The 17,366-nt window shown below is 68.5% G+C and carries 16 protein-coding genes; 10 read left to right on the top strand and 6 right to left on the bottom strand.

Annotation, left to right across the window (positions count from 1 at the left end; translation table 11 throughout):
• The first annotated feature begins 8 nt into the window (after nt 1-8).
• Complete coding sequence (locus A6A40_RS20130) at nt 9-734, top strand: nucleotidyltransferase family protein (protein WP_108547662.1); 726 nt, start codon at nt 9-11, stop codon at nt 732-734.
• Nucleotides 735-866: 132 nt separating this feature from the next.
• Nucleotides 867-1,970, top strand: coding sequence for a UDP-2,4-diacetamido-2,4,6-trideoxy-beta-L-altropyranose hydrolase (pseG, locus tag A6A40_RS20125; RefSeq protein WP_108547661.1), 1,104 nt, complete (start codon nt 867-869; stop codon nt 1,968-1,970).
• A 17-nt stretch (nt 1,971-1,987) separates the two neighbouring features.
• On the opposite strand, the gene A6A40_RS20120 is transcribed toward pseG, so the two are convergent.
• On the bottom strand, nt 1,988-2,497 hold the full coding sequence (locus tag A6A40_RS20120; RefSeq protein WP_108547660.1) for an RT0821/Lpp0805 family surface protein: 510 nt from the start codon (nt 2,495-2,497) through the stop codon (nt 1,988-1,990).
• A gap of 170 nt (nt 2,498-2,667) precedes the next feature.
• Here A6A40_RS20120 and A6A40_RS20115 point away from each other — a divergent pair, with 170 nt between their 5' ends.
• The 3 genes from A6A40_RS20115 to A6A40_RS20105 are packed head-to-tail and all read left to right on the top strand — an operon-like array spanning nt 2,668 to nt 5,787.
• Entirely contained in the window at nt 2,668-4,284 is a 1,617-nt protein-coding gene (locus A6A40_RS20115) for an acyl-CoA synthetase (RefSeq protein ID WP_108547659.1), read from the top strand.
• Between the two features lie 4 nt (nt 4,285-4,288).
• A complete protein-coding gene (locus tag A6A40_RS20110) occupies nt 4,289-5,026 on the top strand; it encodes a sulfite exporter TauE/SafE family protein (protein ID WP_108547658.1) in 738 nt (245 codons plus the stop codon).
• A gap of 56 nt (nt 5,027-5,082) precedes the next feature.
• Nucleotides 5,083-5,787, top strand: a complete 705-nt coding sequence (locus A6A40_RS20105; RefSeq protein ID WP_108547657.1) for an ABC transporter ATP-binding protein — start codon at nt 5,083-5,085, stop codon at nt 5,785-5,787.
• Nucleotides 5,788-5,929: 142 nt separating this feature from the next.
• Here A6A40_RS20105 and A6A40_RS20100 read toward each other — a convergent pair whose 3' ends face one another.
• Nucleotides 5,930-6,682 (bottom strand): sulfite exporter TauE/SafE family protein, encoded by a 753-nt coding sequence (locus A6A40_RS20100; RefSeq protein WP_108547656.1) that lies wholly within the window; start codon nt 6,680-6,682, stop codon nt 5,930-5,932.
• 371 nt (nt 6,683-7,053) lie between these two features.
• Between A6A40_RS20100 and A6A40_RS20095 the strand changes: the two genes are divergently transcribed.
• Complete coding sequence (locus A6A40_RS20095; RefSeq protein ID WP_108547655.1) at nt 7,054-7,944, top strand: LysR substrate-binding domain-containing protein; 891 nt, start codon at nt 7,054-7,056, stop codon at nt 7,942-7,944.
• A 99-nt stretch (nt 7,945-8,043) separates the two neighbouring features.
• Here A6A40_RS20095 and A6A40_RS20090 read toward each other — a convergent pair whose 3' ends face one another.
• Nucleotides 8,044-9,840 (bottom strand): tetratricopeptide repeat protein, encoded by a 1,797-nt coding sequence (locus A6A40_RS20090; protein WP_108547654.1) that lies wholly within the window; start codon nt 9,838-9,840, stop codon nt 8,044-8,046.
• A gap of 97 nt (nt 9,841-9,937) precedes the next feature.
• Here A6A40_RS20090 and A6A40_RS20085 point away from each other — a divergent pair, with 97 nt between their 5' ends.
• From A6A40_RS20085 to A6A40_RS20070, 4 genes are all read left to right on the top strand, one after another.
• On the top strand, nt 9,938-11,071 hold the full coding sequence (locus tag A6A40_RS20085) for a L,D-transpeptidase (protein ID WP_167562501.1): 1,134 nt from the start codon (nt 9,938-9,940) through the stop codon (nt 11,069-11,071).
• 111 nt (nt 11,072-11,182) lie between these two features.
• Nucleotides 11,183-12,052, top strand: a complete 870-nt coding sequence (locus tag A6A40_RS20080; RefSeq protein WP_108547653.1) for a branched-chain amino acid ABC transporter permease — start codon at nt 11,183-11,185, stop codon at nt 12,050-12,052.
• Nucleotides 12,049-13,053, top strand: coding sequence for a branched-chain amino acid ABC transporter permease (locus A6A40_RS20075; protein WP_108547652.1), 1,005 nt, complete (start codon nt 12,049-12,051; stop codon nt 13,051-13,053). Before A6A40_RS20080 ends, A6A40_RS20075 begins: the two co-directional genes overlap by 4 nt.
• Before the next feature lies 1 nt (nt 13,054).
• A complete protein-coding gene (locus tag A6A40_RS20070) occupies nt 13,055-13,783 on the top strand; it encodes an ABC transporter ATP-binding protein (protein WP_108547651.1) in 729 nt (242 codons plus the stop codon).
• 10 nt (nt 13,784-13,793) lie between these two features.
• Here the strand turns inward: A6A40_RS20070 and A6A40_RS20065 are convergent, their stop codons facing one another.
• From A6A40_RS20065 to A6A40_RS20055, 3 genes are all read right to left on the bottom strand, one after another.
• Complete coding sequence (locus A6A40_RS20065; RefSeq protein ID WP_108547650.1) at nt 13,794-14,600, bottom strand: family 16 glycosylhydrolase; 807 nt, start codon at nt 14,598-14,600, stop codon at nt 13,794-13,796.
• 144 nt (nt 14,601-14,744) lie between these two features.
• Nucleotides 14,745-15,911 carry a rod shape-determining protein RodA gene (gene rodA, locus A6A40_RS20060; protein ID WP_108547649.1) on the bottom strand — a complete coding sequence of 389 codons (1,167 nt, stop codon included), beginning with the start codon at nt 15,909-15,911 and terminating at the stop codon, nt 14,745-14,747.
• 182 nt (nt 15,912-16,093) lie between these two features.
• On the bottom strand, nt 16,094-17,284 hold the full coding sequence (locus tag A6A40_RS20055) for a GGDEF domain-containing protein (protein WP_108547648.1): 1,191 nt from the start codon (nt 17,282-17,284) through the stop codon (nt 16,094-16,096).
• Nucleotides 17,285-17,366 lie beyond the last annotated feature (82 nt).

Genomic DNA, 17,366 nt, shown 5'->3' with positions numbered 1-17,366 from the left:
GACGGTCGGTGCGGTCTGAGGACGCTCTTGCCAACATAGACGTCGCAGTGCTTGCCGGCGGGCTGGGCACGCGAATCCGGGGCGTACTGGGCGACACGCCGAAGGTTCTGGCCCCGATCGCGGGCCGCGCCTTCCTCGGCCATCTGCTTGACTATTTGTCTACATACGGATCGCGGCGGGTGGTGCTGTGCCTGGGCCATCTTGCCGACCGCGTGACCGCCTGGCTCGCCCGCGGCGATTCGGCCGGCACCATCGACGTGGTCTGCCAGATCGAGCCGCGCCCGCTGGGCACCGCCGGGGCGCTCGGTTACGTGCGCAAGGAACTGCGCAGCAGCACCATTCTGGTGGTGAACGGCGATACCTTCCTGGATGCCGACCTGCGCGCCTTCATCGCCTCGCACCGCCTCTCGGGAGCGGAGGCGTCGGTCCTGTGCGTGACGGTGGAGGATGCCTCCCGCTTCGTGCGGGTGGAGATCGGACCGGACAGCCGCATCCGCAGCTTCCCGGCGAAGGCCGCCGGGGCCGGCACCATCAATGCGGGGGTCTACCTGTTCTCCGCCGCCTTCCTCGACCGCTTCATCGCGGCGGGGGCCGTCTCGCTGGAACGCGACGTGCTGGAGAAACTGCCGCCCGGTACGCTGAATGCCCATGTCGCCAAGGCCCGCTTCCTCGACATCGGCACACCGGAAAGCCTCGCCACCGCCGCCAGCGTCATCGCCGGCCGGGAAACCTGACGGCCTCTGCTTCCCCCCTGCGCGTAGAGTGGTCTGTCGCTGGACAGGCGCAAAGTGCCGGGCCAAGATGCTGGCGACTCGACACCATGCGCCGTGGATGACCCGCGGCGCCGTCTCTACCGGACCAGCGCCATGGCCGTCATCCTCATCCGAGCCGACGCTTCGCCCACCATCGGCACCGGCCATGTCATGCGCTGCCTCGCCGTTGCCGAGGCTCTGCGCGACCGGGGGCACGAGACGATCTTCGCCGCCGTGGAATCGACCCCCGCCATCGACCGCCGGCTGTCGGCTGACGGCTTCCGCCATCTCACCATTGCCGGCCCGGTTGGGGAGGCGGCGGATCTGGCCGCCACCCGCTCGCTGCTGCGGCGGGAACATGGCAGTGCCGTGATGCTGGACGGTTACCGCTTCGGCGAGGCCTACCGCGCCGGGTTGCAGGCAGCGGGCGCACGGGTGCTGGCCTGGGACGATCTCGGCGACGGAACCCCGCTGCATGCCGACCTCGTGGTCAACGCCGCACCGCAGGCTGCGGCTCTGCCCTATGGAACGATGGCGCCGGGTGCTGTTCTGCTGCTCGGCCCCGGCTATGCCCCGCTGCGGCGGGAGGTGCGGCTTGCCGCCCGCGAGCCGTTGCGGAGCACGAACGAACGGCCGGTCCTGCTGGTGACCTTCGGCGGCTCCGATCCGCTGGGGCTGACCGGTCCGGTGGTGGAGGCGCTCGCCGCGGTCCGGCCGGACGGCTGCCGGATCGTCGCCGTCGTCGGCGGAAGCAACCCGCGCGCGGCGGAGTTGGCGTCACTCGCCGACCGGCTCGGCCCCGATGTCAGGGTGGAGATCGATTGCCCGCGCATGGGCGCGTTGATGGCCGACTGTGGATTGGCGGTTTCGGCAGGCGGCGGCACCATGGGGGAACTGGCCGCATTGGCGGTGCCGACCTTGCTGGTGGTCACTGCCGACAATCAGGCGGTGGCGAGCGGCGATGCAGCCGAACTCGGCTGGAGCGAGGCGGTGGACGCCCGCGGCAGCGATCCGGCCAAGGCGGGACGGATCATTACCGAGCGGGCGCTCGCTCTGTGGGCCGATGGCCCGCGGCGGCAGCGGATGCAGGATGCCGCCGCCGCGCTGCCGCTGGACGGGGAAGGGGCGGTGCGCATCGCCGACGCCCTGACCGGACATGTGCCTTCGCTCTCTTCCCCTGCCGGCAGCGCCGCCCGGCGACGGGCGGCTCTCGCCTGATCCTTCTCCGCCCCCCGTCAGCTCACCACGCGCCAGGAGCCGTCGCCCTGCTGGCAGGCCGTGCCGAAGCCCTGCTGGGTGCGGCCCTGGACCACGATGGTGGTCTGATACTCGCGGCAAAGCTGGCCTTGCGGTCCGGTTCCCTCGCGAACCGGGGTGTAGCTGCCGTAATTGCCGGTATCCGGATTGTTCCAGCGCACGGTGCTGCCGGTGGGCGCGCTGTAGGCGTTGGCCGCCGCCTGCTGGGCATAGGTCTGGTCGGCGCGGTCGAGCGAGGCTCCCGCAGCACTGCCCAGTGCCGCACCCAGCAGCGTGCCGACGCCGACCGCAACCAGCTTGCCGCTGCCGCCGCCGAAGCGCGAGCCGGCCAGACCGCCGACCACGCCGCCCAGCACCGTACCGGCCGTCTGCTTGTTGGCGCTGATGCCGCCATAGGAGTCGCCGTAGCCGGGCTGGGCGCAGCCCGCAAGCGGGGCCGCAAGCAGGCTGGCGGACAGTGCGGCGGCGAGGAAGGGGCTGGCTTTCATGGTCGCTCTCGTCCTGTTTGGATCGGCACGAAACAGTTCGTTCCTGACGCCATCAACATGGCTGACCCGCATCTTATTCCCGGTGCGTGACGCGGTGCCTCGATTGCTCCTATGATCGGGCCAAGGATTCCGGAAAGGAATCGACGACAAGCCCTTGGGAGGGAACGAACATGCTGCCCAATGCGGACAGCTATGACCGGGTGTCCCGCGCCTTCGCCTGGCGCATCCCCGACCGCTACAACATCGGCGTCGACGTCTGCGACCGCTGGGCCGAAGCCGAGCCCGACCGCATCGCCCTGATCCACAAGCGGCGCGACGGCGGGGTCGAGGAATACCGCTTCGCCGACATCCGCGCCCTGTCCAACCGCTTCGCCAACGCGCTCAGCGCCCAAGGCATCGGCCGCGGCGACCGGGTCGGCATCCTGCTGCCCCAGGCGCCGGAAACCGCGGTCAGTCATGTCGCCGTCTACAAGCTGGGCGGCATCGCGGTGCCGCTGTTCTCGCTGTTCGGGGTGGAGGCGCTGGAGTACCGGTTGGCCAATTGCGGCGCCCGGGCGGTGGTGACCGACGCCGCCGGCGCCGCCAAGATCGCCCAGATCCGCGACCGCTTGCCGGACCTGCGTGCCGTCTTCCGCATCGACGGGTCGGGGCCCGGTTGCCTCGACTGGCATGGGCTGTGCGACGCGGCGTCGGACGACTTCACGCCGGCCGACACCGGTCCCGACGATCCGGCCCTGATCATCTACACCTCCGGCACCACCGGCCAGCCGAAGGGGGCGCTGCATGCGCACCGGGTGCTTCTGGGCCATCTGCCCGGCGTGGAGATGTCGCACGAGCTGTTCCCGCAACCGGGCGACCGCATCTGGACGCCGGCGGACTGGGCGTGGATCGGCGGGCTGCTCGACGTGCTGCTGCCGGCCTGGCACCATGGGGTGACGGTCGTCTCCCACCGGTTCGAGAAGTTCGAGGCGGAGGCCGCCTTCGCCCTGCTGGCCGAGTTCCAGGTGCGCAACGCCTTCCTGCCGCCGACGGCGCTGAAAATGATGCGCTCGGTGACGGCTCCGCGGACACGCCACGCCATCGCCATGCGCTCCGTCGCCAGCGGCGGCGAGACCTTGGGCGCCGGGCTCCTCGACTGGGGGCGCGAGACCTTCGGCGTCACCATCAACGAGTTCTACGGCCAGACCGAATGCAACATGATCGTCTCCTCGGCCGCCACGCTGATGGCGCCGAAGCCCGGCATCATGGGCCGCCCGGTACCCGGCCATGACGTGGCGGTGATCGACGGCGAGGGCAACCGCCTGCCGCCGGGGCGGATCGGGCTGATCGCGGTCCGCCGGCCGGATCCGGTGATGTTCCTCGGCTACTGGAACAACCCGGACGCCACCGCGGCGAAATTTGTCGGCGACTGGCTGGTCACCGGCGACCAGGGGGAACTGGACGAGGATGGTTACATCCGGTTCGTCGGACGCGACGACGACGTCATCACCTCGGCCGGCTACCGGATCGGTCCCGGCGAGATCGAGGACTGCCTGATCGGCCATCCCGCCGTCCGCATGGCGGCTGTGGTCGGCATCCCCGACCCGCTGCGCACCGAGATCGTCAAGGCCTTCGTTGTGCTGCAGGAGGGGGTGACGGCGGACGACACGCTCGTCGCCTCGATCCAGGACCATGTGAAAACGCGGCTGGCCGCCCACGAATATCCGCGCGCAATCGAATTTCTCGAAAGCCTGCCCATGACCACCACCGGCAAGATCATTCGCCGGGAGTTGAGGAATCGTCCTTAATATCATGATGGAATTGATTTTATTGGCCGCGGCCTTTCTCGCCGGAGCAATGAACGCGGTTGCCGGCGGGGGCAGTTTCCTGACCCTGCCGGCGCTGATCTATGCCGGGGTACCACCGGTCGCCGCCAACGCGACCGGCACGGTCGCCCTGTTGCCCGGCTATGCCAGCGGGGTCTACGGCTACCGGCAGGATCTGACGCCGGTCGGCAGCCTCAGTCTGCCGCTGCTGTCGGTGGTCAGCCTCGTCGGCGGACTGGCCGGAGCGGGCCTGCTGCTGGTGACCCCGGATTCGGTGTTCCGCGGCATCGTCCCCTGGCTGCTGCTGCTGGCGACCGGCCTGTTCGCCTTCGGCAACCTGTTGGCGCAGCGGCTGCGCAGCCTCGGCCTGCACGGCAACGGTGCTATGTTGGGCACGCTGTTCGCGGTGTCGGTCTATGGCGGCTATTTCAACGGCGGCCTCGGCATCCTGCTGCTGGCGCAACTGAGCCTGTTCGGGATGACCGACCTGAACGCCATGAACGGGCTGAAGAACCTGTTCTCCGCCGTCCTGACCGCCATCGCCGTGGTCGCTTATGCCGCCGGCGGGGCGGTGGAATGGCCGAAGGCGCTGCTGATGACGGTCGCCGCGGTGGCAGGCGGCTATGTCGGTGCCAGGGTGGGGCGGAAGATCCCCAAGCCGGTGCTGCGGGCGGGCATCATCGCCGTCGGGCTGGTGATGAGCGCGGTGTTCTTCGTGAAATGATCGCGCTATAGAGGGCACCATCCGCCTTTGGCCCTGCTGCGACCGGATCCGTTGCCATGCTGACCGTTTCCGACCTCGACCTGTACTATGGTGACGCCCAGGCGCTCGACGGCGTCACCCTGCAGGTGGCGGCGGGGGCGACCACCGCCATCGTCGGCGCCAACGGGGCGGGCAAGACCTCTCTGATCCGCGCCATCGCCGGCATCCTGAAGCCGGCGCGCGGCAGCATCCGCTACAAGGACCGCGAGATCGCCGGCCTGCCTAGCCATGTCGTCTGCAACCTGGGCATCGGGCAGGTGGCGGAAGGCCGGCAGATCTTCCCGAGCCTCAGCGTGCGGGAGAATCTGGAGATGGGCGCCGTCATCCCGCGCGCGCGCGCCGCCGCCCGCCAGACCTACGACCGCGTGCTCGACCTGTTCCCCCGCCTGCGCGAGCGGCTGGACCAGGCCGCCGGCACCCTGTCCGGCGGCGAGCAGCAGATGCTGGCGATTGGCCGCTGCCTGATGGGCAAGCCCGACCTGATCATGTTCGACGAGCCGTCGCTCGGGCTGTCTCCCGCATTGGTGCAGGAACTGTTCCGCATCATCCGAGCTCTTGCGGCCGACGGGATGACGATCATCCTGGTCGAACAGAATGTCGCGGCATCGCTGCGGATCGCCGGGCAGGCCTATGTGCTGGAGAATGGCCGGGTGGTGCTGTCGGGAAGCGGCGTGGCTTTGCTGGCAGATCCGGCGGTGAAGCAGGCCTATCTGGGGCTGTAGCACCGGGTTCGGAAAGTTCTGACTATCCGAACGAGCGCCCGCGACTGTGTACGCCGGCAGGCGCGAAGTCCGAATGGCGTATGAATGCAGCGGTTGAAACTCTTCCTGACCGCGCATAACGTCCTGGAGCGTCGAATCTCCTTCATATCAGCGTCCGCGAGGCGAGATGGGCGCCGAGTGCGAGCAAACCAAGGAAAAAGCATCTCCGGAACATTTGTTCGCTAACCCGGCCTCGCACCCACCCGCCCATGGTCATGCCGATCAGCGCCGGAGCGAGCGCGAGCGCCGAAGCGCCAGCCGTGCCGGCTTCGAAAGTGCCACCGCCCGCCAAAGCAGCGGCAAGCGCCACGGTGGACACCGTGAACGATAGCCCGAGCGCCTGGATCAGTTCGTCCTTCGTCAGTCCGAGCGCGCCGAGATAGGGCACCGCCGGGATCACGAACACGCCCGTGGCGGCGGTCACCAGCCCGGTCACGACGCCGATCACCGGACCCAGCCACCACTCGGCCCGTGGCGGCACCGCAAAGCGGATGGCGGTGAGGCCGAGCACGGCGTAGGCCACCAGTGCCACGCCGAGCGCGGTGGCGGCCTGTTCTGCATGCCCCCCCTGCATGAACCCGGTACCGGCAAGCGTGCCCACAACAACGCCCACCATCATGAGCCATAGCCGACGCGCGAGGACACCGAAGCGCGGCCCGGTCGCGAGCTGCCAGACGTTCGTGACAAGCGAGGGTACGATCAGGAGCGAGGCAGCTTGAGCGGGCTCCATCACCGCGCCGAGCAGCCCCATGGCGACAGTAGGCAGACCGAGCCCGATCACGCCCTTGACGAAGCCGGCGAGCAGGAACGTAAGCGCCGCAACGGCGATGGGAAGCGGCTCGAAGGTGAATGGCATGGCTGGATACGCTGGCAAGGGGGGGTGAGAGGTTGGTCGTGCAGGCGCCTGTTCTGGAGCATTGCGTCCACGTCGAGCCGGCGTCAGAGGGGAGGCGGTCGTCGCCGGAAATCCGCAAGGGCCTGAGCGGGGCATGAGGTCTGGTCGGCCACAGGCTGGACCATCACCGCGAGAGCGGTCACACCCGCCAAAGCCGACAACGGCGGCCTCATGTCGGCTCCGTCCACAAATGATCGTTGCTCATGTGGCCTGCGCCATGAACCCAAGTTGCATGGATGGTTGGCACGCGACAATGCGGAAGTGAATGCTGCCAGCCTTCGGTGCTGCCGAAGGCTCTTGCCGCCATGCCGCTGAATTTGGGATAATCAGGGATGCGCTTTGATCTCACCGACCTGCGTTTGTTCCTACATGTTGTCGAGGCTGAGAGCATCACCCGCGGGGCTGGGCGAGCCGGGATGGCGCTCGGGTCCGCGAGCGAGCGTATCCGCAGCATGGAGATGACTGGAGGCGTGCTCTTGTTGGAGCGTCGGCCCCGTGGTGTCCGACCGACGCCGGCCGGCCAAGCAGTCGTCCACCACGCCCGCGTTGTGCTGGGCCAGCTTGAGCAGATGCGGGGCGAATTGGGGCAGTACGCCAAAGGCCTTCGCGGCCATGTGCGGGTGCTGGCGAACACTGCGGCCTTGGCCGAGTTTCTGCCCGACTCCTTGGCCTCCTTCCTTGCGGATCACCCTGGGATCGACGTCGATCTGGAAGAACGGCCGAGCCGCGAGATCGTTGCTGCCATCGCAAGCGGGCTCGCAGACTTCGGCATCGTTGCCGACACGGTGGACCTCGGCACCCTAGAGACCATACCGTTCCGAACCGACCAGCTTGTCCTTGTGGTGCCGGCCGGTCACGCTCTGGCCGACCGAACCGGGATCGCGTTCCGGGAGGTGCTGGACGAGCCTTTCATCGGCTTGGGGCACGGCAGCGCACTCCAGGCGCACCTTGTCAGCCACGCAGCCAGGGCCGGCCGCACGCTCAAGTTCCGGGTGCGTGTTGGCGGGTTCGAAGCGGTGTGCCGGATGGTCGAGAGCGGAGTGGGGTTGGCAGTGGTCCCCGAAGCCGCCGCGCAACGATCTGGCGGGGCAGGGGCGATCCGATCGGTTCCGCTCAGCGATGCGTGGGCGCTCCGGCACCTAACCCTCTGTGCCCGCAGCGTCCCGGCGCTGCCGGTGCATGCCCAGCAGCTTGTGCACCACCTGACCCGCGGTCATGCATGATTCGTCCGCTCAGCGTATGAGTTCGCCCGTTCCATGGCGTCACCCCGCAACGGAGGAGGGGGGCGTGATCGCCCCCACCCGCCGCCCGCAGCCGGTCCGTCAGAACAGCCCCTGCGCCTCGCGCGCGTAGTCCAGCAGCTTTTCCACCGAACGGGCACGGTCGCCCGTTTCCGCGAAGCGGGCGCGCGCCGCCTCGGCGGCCTTTGCCCTTTCGGCGGGATCCGTGCCCAGCGCAGCCGCGCGTTCGAGGTAGGCGGTCTCGTCCGCGGCCGTCATGGTCGGACCGGCGACGCCCGCCACGTCGCCGCGGGCGTAAGTCACCACCGGCAGCCCTTCGGCCAACGCGAAGGCCGCGCTGCCGCCACCGCCCTGGCGCGGCGGATTCAGATAGGCCGTCGCCACGGCGTACAGCCCGCGAATGCCGTCCACATGGCCAAGCGTCTTCATCCTTGCGGCATTGCGGTTGCCGGCAATGCGGCCGGGCAGGTCCTGCACCGCACCGGCAAAGGCGACCTGCGCGTCGGGCACCCGGTCGAGCAGGCGGTCGAGCGTCTCCAGGAAATCGGCGCCGGCCTCCTGGTCCAGCCGGTTGCCGACGACGACATAGAGCGGCCCGCCGTCGGGCAGGCCGAAATCGGCACGGCTGCGGGCAGGCCCGCCCTCCGGAAGGGTCCAGCCGAAGGAGAAGGGGCGGAAGCGGGCTTGGGCCTCGGCCGGCCAGCCGGCGGCGCTGTCCTCCGGCGCGTAGCCCAGCAGAATGGTGGCGAGTGACGGCGGCAGGCCGCTGGAGGTGGGCAGGAACACCACCGGGCGGCTGCGCGCGAACAGGTCCGAGACGGTGTTGGAACCGCCGAAGGCGACGATCACGTCGGGATCGAAGCGTTCGACGGCCTCGACGATGGCGGTCAGCTTCTCCTCGTCGAATCGGGGCTGGGAGAAGGATAGCATACGCACCGCGGCGCCATGGGCGGCGATGGTCTGCTCGCCCTCATACTCCTCGGTGAGATTGTAGCTGTATTCGGGCACGAAACCGTTCTCGCCCGACACCGCCATCGCATTGGGATTCAGGATCAGCACCTCGCAGCCCTGGTCGTCCTGAAGGCGGCGGGCATAATCGAAGGCGTCGGCGGTGGGTTGGTGCCCTTCGCCCAGCATCTGGTTGGTGATCAGCACCACGCGTTTCACCTCGGTACGCGGGGCCGCCCTGCGCAGCATCGGCTCCAGGTCGTAACGGCGCGCCGTCTCCTCCACCAGAAGGCGGTAGAAGCGGCGGAACTCGCCGTTGGTGAAGGCAGCGACGTCGCCTTTGCGGACATCGCCCTGGAACAGCCGCATGGCGATGCCCCAATAGGCGTAATGCAGCGACGGCACGGAGAAGCGCAGGGAATCGTCCAGCACCGCACTGACAAGAGCACGGTAATAGACGATGTCGCCGGTCAGCAGGAACAGCAGCGACTGACGCCGCATCACGTCGCCCATGGCATAGCGGGCATCGACCTCCGCCGCCGCCGCGGCCCGGATGTCGTCGTCATAGCGGCGGATCAGGTTGGCCAACGCCCCGACATTGCCCCAGCCCTCTCCCTCGTTGGTCAGCAGGGCGAGCGCGCGGGCGAAACTCAGCGCCGCCTCGCGCTGGCGTCCGCAAGCGTGCAGGGCGTGGCCCAGATTGGCATGGAACAGGGGAGAATCGTCGTCGCCGGCCACGGCCTGGGCGATGCGGTCCACCGCCTCCTCCGTCCGGCCGGATTGCAGGGCGATGACCCCCAGCAGATGGAGGGCGTCCGGATGGCCGGGCGACACGTCCAGCACGTCGCGGTACAGGCGCTCCGCCTCCGCGGTGCGGCCGGCACGGTGATGTTCCGTCGCCACGGCCAACGTCTGCTCGATCTGGTCCATGATGCACGTCCTTGCTGTCGGGGCGGCCCCCATCCCCTGGAAGCCGTCGTCCCCTGCTGTTTACCCTGTTTTAGGAGACACGCGTTCAACTTTCCGCATGCGCGGATCCACGACCATTCCGGGAGGCGGCGGCGAAGGCGCCATCCCCCATCCGACAACAGCCGTCCCGGCCATCCTGGCACGCAGCCATTTGTGCGGTCTTGCCATCCTTTTCATGCTGCTGGTGGGGGCACGCACTCTCCCCGCGGCGGCGCAGACGCCGGACGAGAGGCAAGGACTCGCGGCCGCCGGACCGTCGATCGCCATCAGCCTTGCCGATCGCCGACTGTACCTGACCGGGGCGGACGGCACGACCCGCGGTTTTCCGGTCGCCATCGGCCGTCCCGGCGTTCCGATTCCGGTCGGCGACAGCAGCATCCAGCGCAAGCGCCGCGACCCGACCTGGAGGCCGACCGCCAACCAGCGGCGCGAGAAGCCGTCCCTGCCGCGGGCCGTGCCGCCGGGGCCGAACAACCCGTTGGGAAAATTCGCGCTCGACCTCGGCTGGCCGGCCATCGCCATCCACGGCACCAACGATCCGGACTCGGTCGGCAGGCAAGCCAGCGGCGGCTGTTTCCGCATGCTGCCCGCCGACATCGAAACCGTCTTCGCCACGGCGGAGGTGGGGACACCGGTGCGGGTGGTGCGGGGCTCGCTGGGGGGAAAGCCGCCGATGCCCGTGGCCATGCAGCCGGCGGGACCGCTTCCCGTTGCGGTCAAGGCAGCACCCGCAGCCGCAGGGAAACCGCCGAAGCCGTCGCCATCCCCAGCCAATGCCACTGCCACCGCTCCCGCCGCCGTCCCTCGGCCGCCCACACCGGAACCGCCTCCGCAGCCGGAGGCCGACCCGCGCTGCGCCACGGTCACCGCGCCGCTCAGACGGATGATCTGCGACGTGCCGGCCCTTGCCTTGCTGGACGGCCGCGCCCGCGGGGCGCAGGAGCGATTCCTGGCCGGCATCGCCGATCCGGCCGCCCGCGCCGCCGCCGCCTACGATCTGATCCAGGAGGACCGGCGCTTCCACGAGCGGATCGCCGCGCTTTGCTGGATCCGCAGCGGCACGGAAGGCGACCCGGCTGTCGCAGCATCGGCCCGGTCCTGCCTGGCCACCGCACTCGACCATCGGCTCGACGACGTGGCGGAACGGATCGCGACGCTGCGCGGCGGCGCAATGCTGGCGGGCCGCCCATAAAGGAGCACATGGAAAGCGTCGAATCGCACGCCGCCTCCGTCATTCTGTCTTGCCTGGACCAACGGGGACTGCTAACCCGCAGAATCTCACCGTTCGGACAATCCGCCGCCCATGCCGATCGACTATTACCTGAACATCGCGGCTTCCGGGCTGCTGACCGGCCTGGTCTACGGGCTGGCGGCACTGGGGCTATCGGTCATCTTCGGCGTGGTGCGCGTCGTCAACTTCGCCCATGGCGAGATGATGGTGGCGGGCATGTACGGCGCCGTTCTGCTGGGCGGCTGGTGGGGGCTCGACCCGCTGCTGTCGGCGCCCATCATGGCGGCGCTGCTGTTCGCCTGCGGCTGGCTTCTGCAGCGCGGATTGGTGAACAAGTTCGTCGAGCGGCCGGAGCACATGCAGTTCATCCTGCTGTTGGGCATCGCCACCATCCTGGTCAACGCCATGCTGATGCTGTTCGGCCCGGACGCCCGCAACGTGCAGGTGCCCTACAGCTTCGACACGGTGGAGATCGGGCCGATGCTGTTGGACGCCGTGCGGCTGCGTGCCGGAGCGGCGGCCATCGTGGTGGCGGCTGCGCTGTTCGCCTTCTTCCGCTTCAGCCGCACCGGCAAGGCGATCCGCGCCTGCGCCGACAACCCGCTGGGCGCCCGCGTGGTCGGGCTGAACATCGATGGGCTCTATGCCCTGACCTTCGGCATCGGCGCCGCCGTTGTCGGGGTGGCCGGTGCGCTGATGACGCTGCTGGTCGATGCCCGGCCGCAGCTGGCCCCGGAATACACACTGCTCAGTTTCATCATCGTCATCGTCGGCGGGCTGGGCAGCCTGCCCGGCGCGCTGCTGGGCGGCGTGCTGATCGGCATGTCGGAGGCGCTGGCCGGTTTCCTGCTGACGCCGTCCCTGAAATCCCTGTTCAGCTACGGGGTGCTGATCGTGGTTCTGCTGCTGCGCCCGCAAGGGCTGTTGGGGAAACGGTCATGAGCGGCCTTAAGGGGGTGACGGGACGCGGGATGGTCCTGCTGGCCCTGGCGGCGCTGGGGCTGGCGGTGGCCCCCCTCGTCGCCGACCGTTATCTGGTGTCGGTGCTGACCACGGTGCTGTGGTTCGCCTATGTCGGGCAGGCCTGGAACGTGATGATGGGCTTTTCCGGCCTGCTGTCGCTGGGCCATGCGCTGTATGTCGGCTTGGGCGCCTATGTCAGCGCCGCGCTGTTCGTCCATTTCGGCATCGGCCCGTGGGCCGGCATGGTGCTGGCGATGCTGGTCGCGGTGGCGGCCGGCTGCACCATCGGTTTCCTGGGCTTCCGCTTCGGGGTGAAGGGGGTGCATTTCGCCCTGCTGACCATCGCCTTCGCCGAGGTGGCGCGCGTCGGCTTCGACCACATCGGCTGGGTCGGCGGCTCCGGCGGCTTCTTCCTGCCGGTTGAGGCGGGGGTCAGCGATCCGCTGAACCTGCGCGGCTCGCCCCTGCTGTTCTATTATGTGGCGCTGGCTCTGGTGCTGGGCGCGCTGGTCCTGTCGCGCCTGCTGCTGCACAGCCGGCTCGGCTACCAGTGGCTGGCGGTGCGGGAGGAACCTGACGCGGCGGAGGCGTCGGGCGTCGACCTGTTCCGCGCCCGCATGACCGCGGTGGCGGTGTCGGCCGCCCTGACCGCGCTGGGCGGCGTGTTCCAGGCCTTCTACTTCAACAATCTGTTCCCGGAGCAGGTCTTCTCCATGGGCCGCTCCATCGAGATCATCCTGCCGGCCATCGTCGGCGGCATCGGCACGCTGGTCGGCCCGATCCTGGGCGCCTTCATCCTGACCCCGCTGGGCGAGCTGCTGACCTTCCTGATCGAGGCCGGCGGGCTGGACCTGCCGGGGCTGAAGCAGCTGTTCTACGGCGTGGCGCTGGTGGTGATCGTGGTGTTCCGGCCGGAGGGTGTGTGGCCCTGGCTGGCCCGCCGCCTGCGTCTTGTCCACCAGCCGGGGGAGGGCGCCTGAGATGACCGCATTGCTTGAGGTCGAGGGCCTGTCCAAGCGCTTCCGCGGGCTGAAGGCGGTCGCCGACGTCAGCTTCACCGTGCCGGAGGGGCGCATCCTCGCCCTGATCGGCCCGAACGGCGCCGGCAAGACCACCACCTTCAACCTGATCGCCGGCGTCTTTCCGCCCGACGAGGGGCGCGTCACGCTGAAGGGCCGCAAGCTGACCGGGCTGAAGCCCAACCAGGTCTGCGCCGCCGGGATCGGCCGCACCTTCCAGATCGTCAAGCCCTTCGGCCAGTTGACGGTCGAGGAGAATGTCGTCGTCGGTGCCCTGGCCCGCGAAAAGTCGGTGGAGACCGCGCGTCTCCAGGCCCGCGCCGTGCTGGAACGGCTGGAGCTGGCCGATCAGGCCAACCGCCCGGCGCGCAGCCTGACGCTGCCCGACCGCAAGCGGCTGGAGGTCGCCCGCGCGCTGGCCACCCGGCCGACCCTGCTCCTGCTGGACGAGGTGCTGGCGGGGCTCCGCCCGACGGAGGTCGACCGCATGGTCGGGGTCCTGCGCGACCTGAACCGCCGCGAAGGCCTGACCATCCTGATGATCGAGCATGTCATGCGCGCGGTAATGGCCCTGTCCGACCGGGTCGTGGTGCTGGACCATGGCGAGAAGATCGCCGACGGCGCCCCGGCGGAGGTCGTGGCCGACCCCCGCGTGGTCGAATCCTATCTGGGAGCCGAGGCGCTGGACTGACGGCTTCCGATCAGTTGCTGAGATTGGCCGGGTCTTCACGATAGCTGACCGCGGCGACCTCGGCGGCCAGCGGATGGCCGGGATAGGTGAAGCGGCGCAGCCACTCGGTATCGCCCGACGCGCTCCAGAAGCGCAGCATCAGCCTGCCCGGCATGCGCGGCAGCGGCTCTCCATCCTTCGCGGCGGCTTTGTGCACCGGCTTGCCGTCCACCGTCCAGACGATGCCGTCCGGCTTCCAGTCGAAGCCGTAGCTATGAAAGCCCTTGGCGGCGTCGAAGCCGAGATCGACCACCGTGTTGCGGTGCCCGACGCCGTTGGCGACCCAGCTGATTTCCAGCTTGCTGGTGTCCTTGCCGGCGATGCCGAAGGTGATCTCGTCCCACGGGTCGCCGAAGGGCGGGCCGGTATAGTGGGAGACCGAGGTCATCACCCCGTCCGCCTTCACCGCCTGCAGCGACACCGCGTAGCTGCCGTAGCCATAGAAGCGGTGGGTGGAATATTCGCCGCAGGAATAGCGGTCCCGGCCGCCGATCTGGTCGCTGACCGACAGGGCGAGGTGGCCGGGCTCGAAGGTGACGTTGGCACGGTTCCAACTGCAGTTCATATGCCCGCCGGCCTTCCAGCCATCGGAGCGCTGCCAGCGCGAGACCTCGAACTTCCCCGACGTCTCGCTGAAACTGCCGCCGAGGTGGCTGAACAGCCCATCGGCCAGCGCCGGTCCGCCGGCACCGGCCAGCAGGGCCGAAAACCCGCCGGCAATGAAGGTGCCGATGATGCCTGCTTTCCGCCTGCATCGTCCGGTGGCGTCGTCGCGCATGGCTGGTCCTCCCGCTGAAACGGGCCGGTGCGCAATTTCAGTCGGCCCACACCCCCATATCGCGAGGGGAGGGCAGGGCGGCAACGACGCGGGCGGGGTGTGGCCACTCTCGGCGGACTTACCCCTGCCGGCAATGGTCGGCCTTCAGTCGTCGGTGACGCCGCTCTTCGGGATACGCACGTCGCGGTGAACCGACATGCTCAGAAGCAGGCCGACGCCCACCATCAGCGTCATCATCGCCGACCCGCCATAGGACACCAGCGGCAGCGGGATGCCGACCACCGGGATCAGCCCCATCACCATCGCCACATTGACGAAGACATAAAGGAAGAACTGCGCGGTCATGCCGACCGCCACCAGCCGGCCGAACTGGCTGCGGCTGTTCAGAGCGATGATCCAGCCATAGATGAACAGCAACAGATAGAGCGCCAGCAGCGTCAGCGCCCCCACCATCCCGAATTCCTCGGCCAGCACGACGAAGATGAAATCCGTGTGCTTTTCCGGCAGGAACATCAGCTGGCTCTGCGAGCCCGACATGAAGCCCTTGCCGAACAATCCGCCGGATCCCAGCGCGATCTTCGACTGCAGGATGTTGTAGCCGGCGCCGAGCGGATCGGTTTCCGGATCGAGGAAGGTGTAGACGCGCTGCTTCTGGTAGTCGTGCAGGAATTCCCAGGCGATGGGAATGGCGCTGAGACCGCCGCCGATCACCAGCAGGAACTTCCATACCCGCACCCCCGCGGCGAAGAACACCGCACCGCTGCCCAGGATCAGCAGCAGCGAGGTGCCCAGGTTCGGCTGCATCAGCACGAGGGCGACCGGCGTGAAGACCAGCAGCAAGGGCGGGATCAGCAGCAGCGGACGGCCGATCTGGTCCAGGGTCACGCCATGGAAATAGCGGGCGAGCGCCAGGGTCAGCGCCGGCTTCATCAGTTCCGACGGTTGAAGCTGGAAAAAGCCGAGGTCGATCCAGCGCTGTGCGCCCATGCCGATGCGGCCCATCAGCTCCACCGCGATCAGCAGGCACAAGACGATGAAGAAGATGATGTAGGCCGACTTCATCAGGTGCCGGATATCCACCAGCGCGATTCCCAGCATCAGGACGATGCCGGGGATGGCACGGACCAGTTGCGGCTGGGCCCAGGGCTTCCAATGGCCGCCGGCGGCGGAATAGAGCAGGCCGACGCCGACGCCGGTGATCGTGCAAACCAGCAGGACCAGCCCCCAGTTGATGAGCCTGATCTTTGTGCCGAGCGTCAGCTGCGACCGCTGCGGCTCCAGACTGCCGGAGCCGAGATGGGAAAGAACCACGACCGTACGCCGATGTTGCCGGGAAAGGGGACAGTAGCGGATGAACTCCGGCTGCGCGGCCGGAGGTGACCGGGCCGGATAATGCGGCAAGCCGCTTCGCGGGTAAAGCCAGCCCTTGCACCGGCCGATTTTTCTAACCGGCCACGGTCGGGCATGGACGGAAGGGAGGAGCAGGGGCCGTCTCAGGCGGTTGCCACCGTACGCCGCGCTGTGGCCTGGAAGAAGCGCACCTGGTTGCGGCCATCGTTCTTGGCATCGTAGAGCGCGCTGTCGGACTGGGCGATCAGGTCTGAGAACTGGCTGTGTTCGCGCGTCAGGCTGACGCCGCCGATGCTGCAGGTCACCGTCACCCCGCCCTGGGCAGCGAGCGGAGCCAACTGCCGCTCGATGGCGCTGCGCAGCCGTTCGGCCAGCATGCGGCCAGCCTCCGCCCCGGTGTCGGGCAGCAGGATGGCGAACTCCTCCCCACCCATGCGGCCGATGGAATCCTCCTCCCGGATCTGGCCGACGCAGCACTCCGTCACCGCCTGGATCACCCGGTCGCCGAAAGGATGGCCGGCCCGGTCGTTGATCGCCTTGAAGCGGTCGATGTCCAGGATCAAAACCGTCAGCTCCCCGCCATGCCGGCGGGCTCGGCGGAACTCGATCTCGCCCAGCTCGAACAGACGGCGGCGGTTGAGGGCTCCGGTCAACCCATCGGTGTGGGCCAGCTTGGTCAGTTCGCGGTTGAACTCGTCGCTCGCCATCAGGATGTAATTGATGGCGCCGACCACCGTGCCCAGCAGGGACAGCAGGAAGGTCGCGCGCTCCACATTGTCATCGACGAGATGGCCGAGCGGCGCCGCGTGACTGAGACCGGCCCCCATGCGGACAAGGTAGACGACGGCAAGCGCCGCCGACAGCAGGCCGGTGACATAGTGTGGAACACTGCGGTGCTCGTAGCGGACCAGCACCTCGTAGGCGATGAGCAGCAGCACGGCGGAAGCCGCGAAACTGACGAAGGTGCGGACCGTGGACAGGTCGCCGCCGGCCAACAGCAGCATCAGACAACCAAGAGCGACCGCGCCCCCCACCGCCACCGGAACGAACCGCCGGACCGGCCTGTTCTGCAGATGGCGGACGCAGGTGTAGTTCATCGCCAGCCCGCCCAACCCGACGCCGTTCGCCAGCGGAATGAACAGTTCCGGCATCTCGTCGCCGCGCAGACCGGCGATGAGAAAGGCCGCGCCCAGCAGAAACTTGCCGTAGGCGTAGGCACGCAGTGAGTTGCGGATATGGCGTGGATAGCGGCCGGACGCCACCACGATGGAAAACCCCACCGCAAAGCCGATGACAGTGATCACCTGGGCGATGAAGGTCGTGTCGAAGTTCATCCACCGGTCCGCCACGCCCGATTACGTCAGTATGCCTTCGGCACGCTATATGAAGTCTATGCCGCTGACAAGACTCGCGGGG

The organism is Azospirillum humicireducens, from assembly GCF_001639105.2.
Taxonomy (GTDB): Bacteria; Pseudomonadota; Alphaproteobacteria; order Azospirillales; family Azospirillaceae; genus Azospirillum; species Azospirillum humicireducens.
The sequence above is the reverse complement of the archived record's forward strand: the minus strand, read 5'-3'. Positions and strand labels throughout refer to the sequence as shown.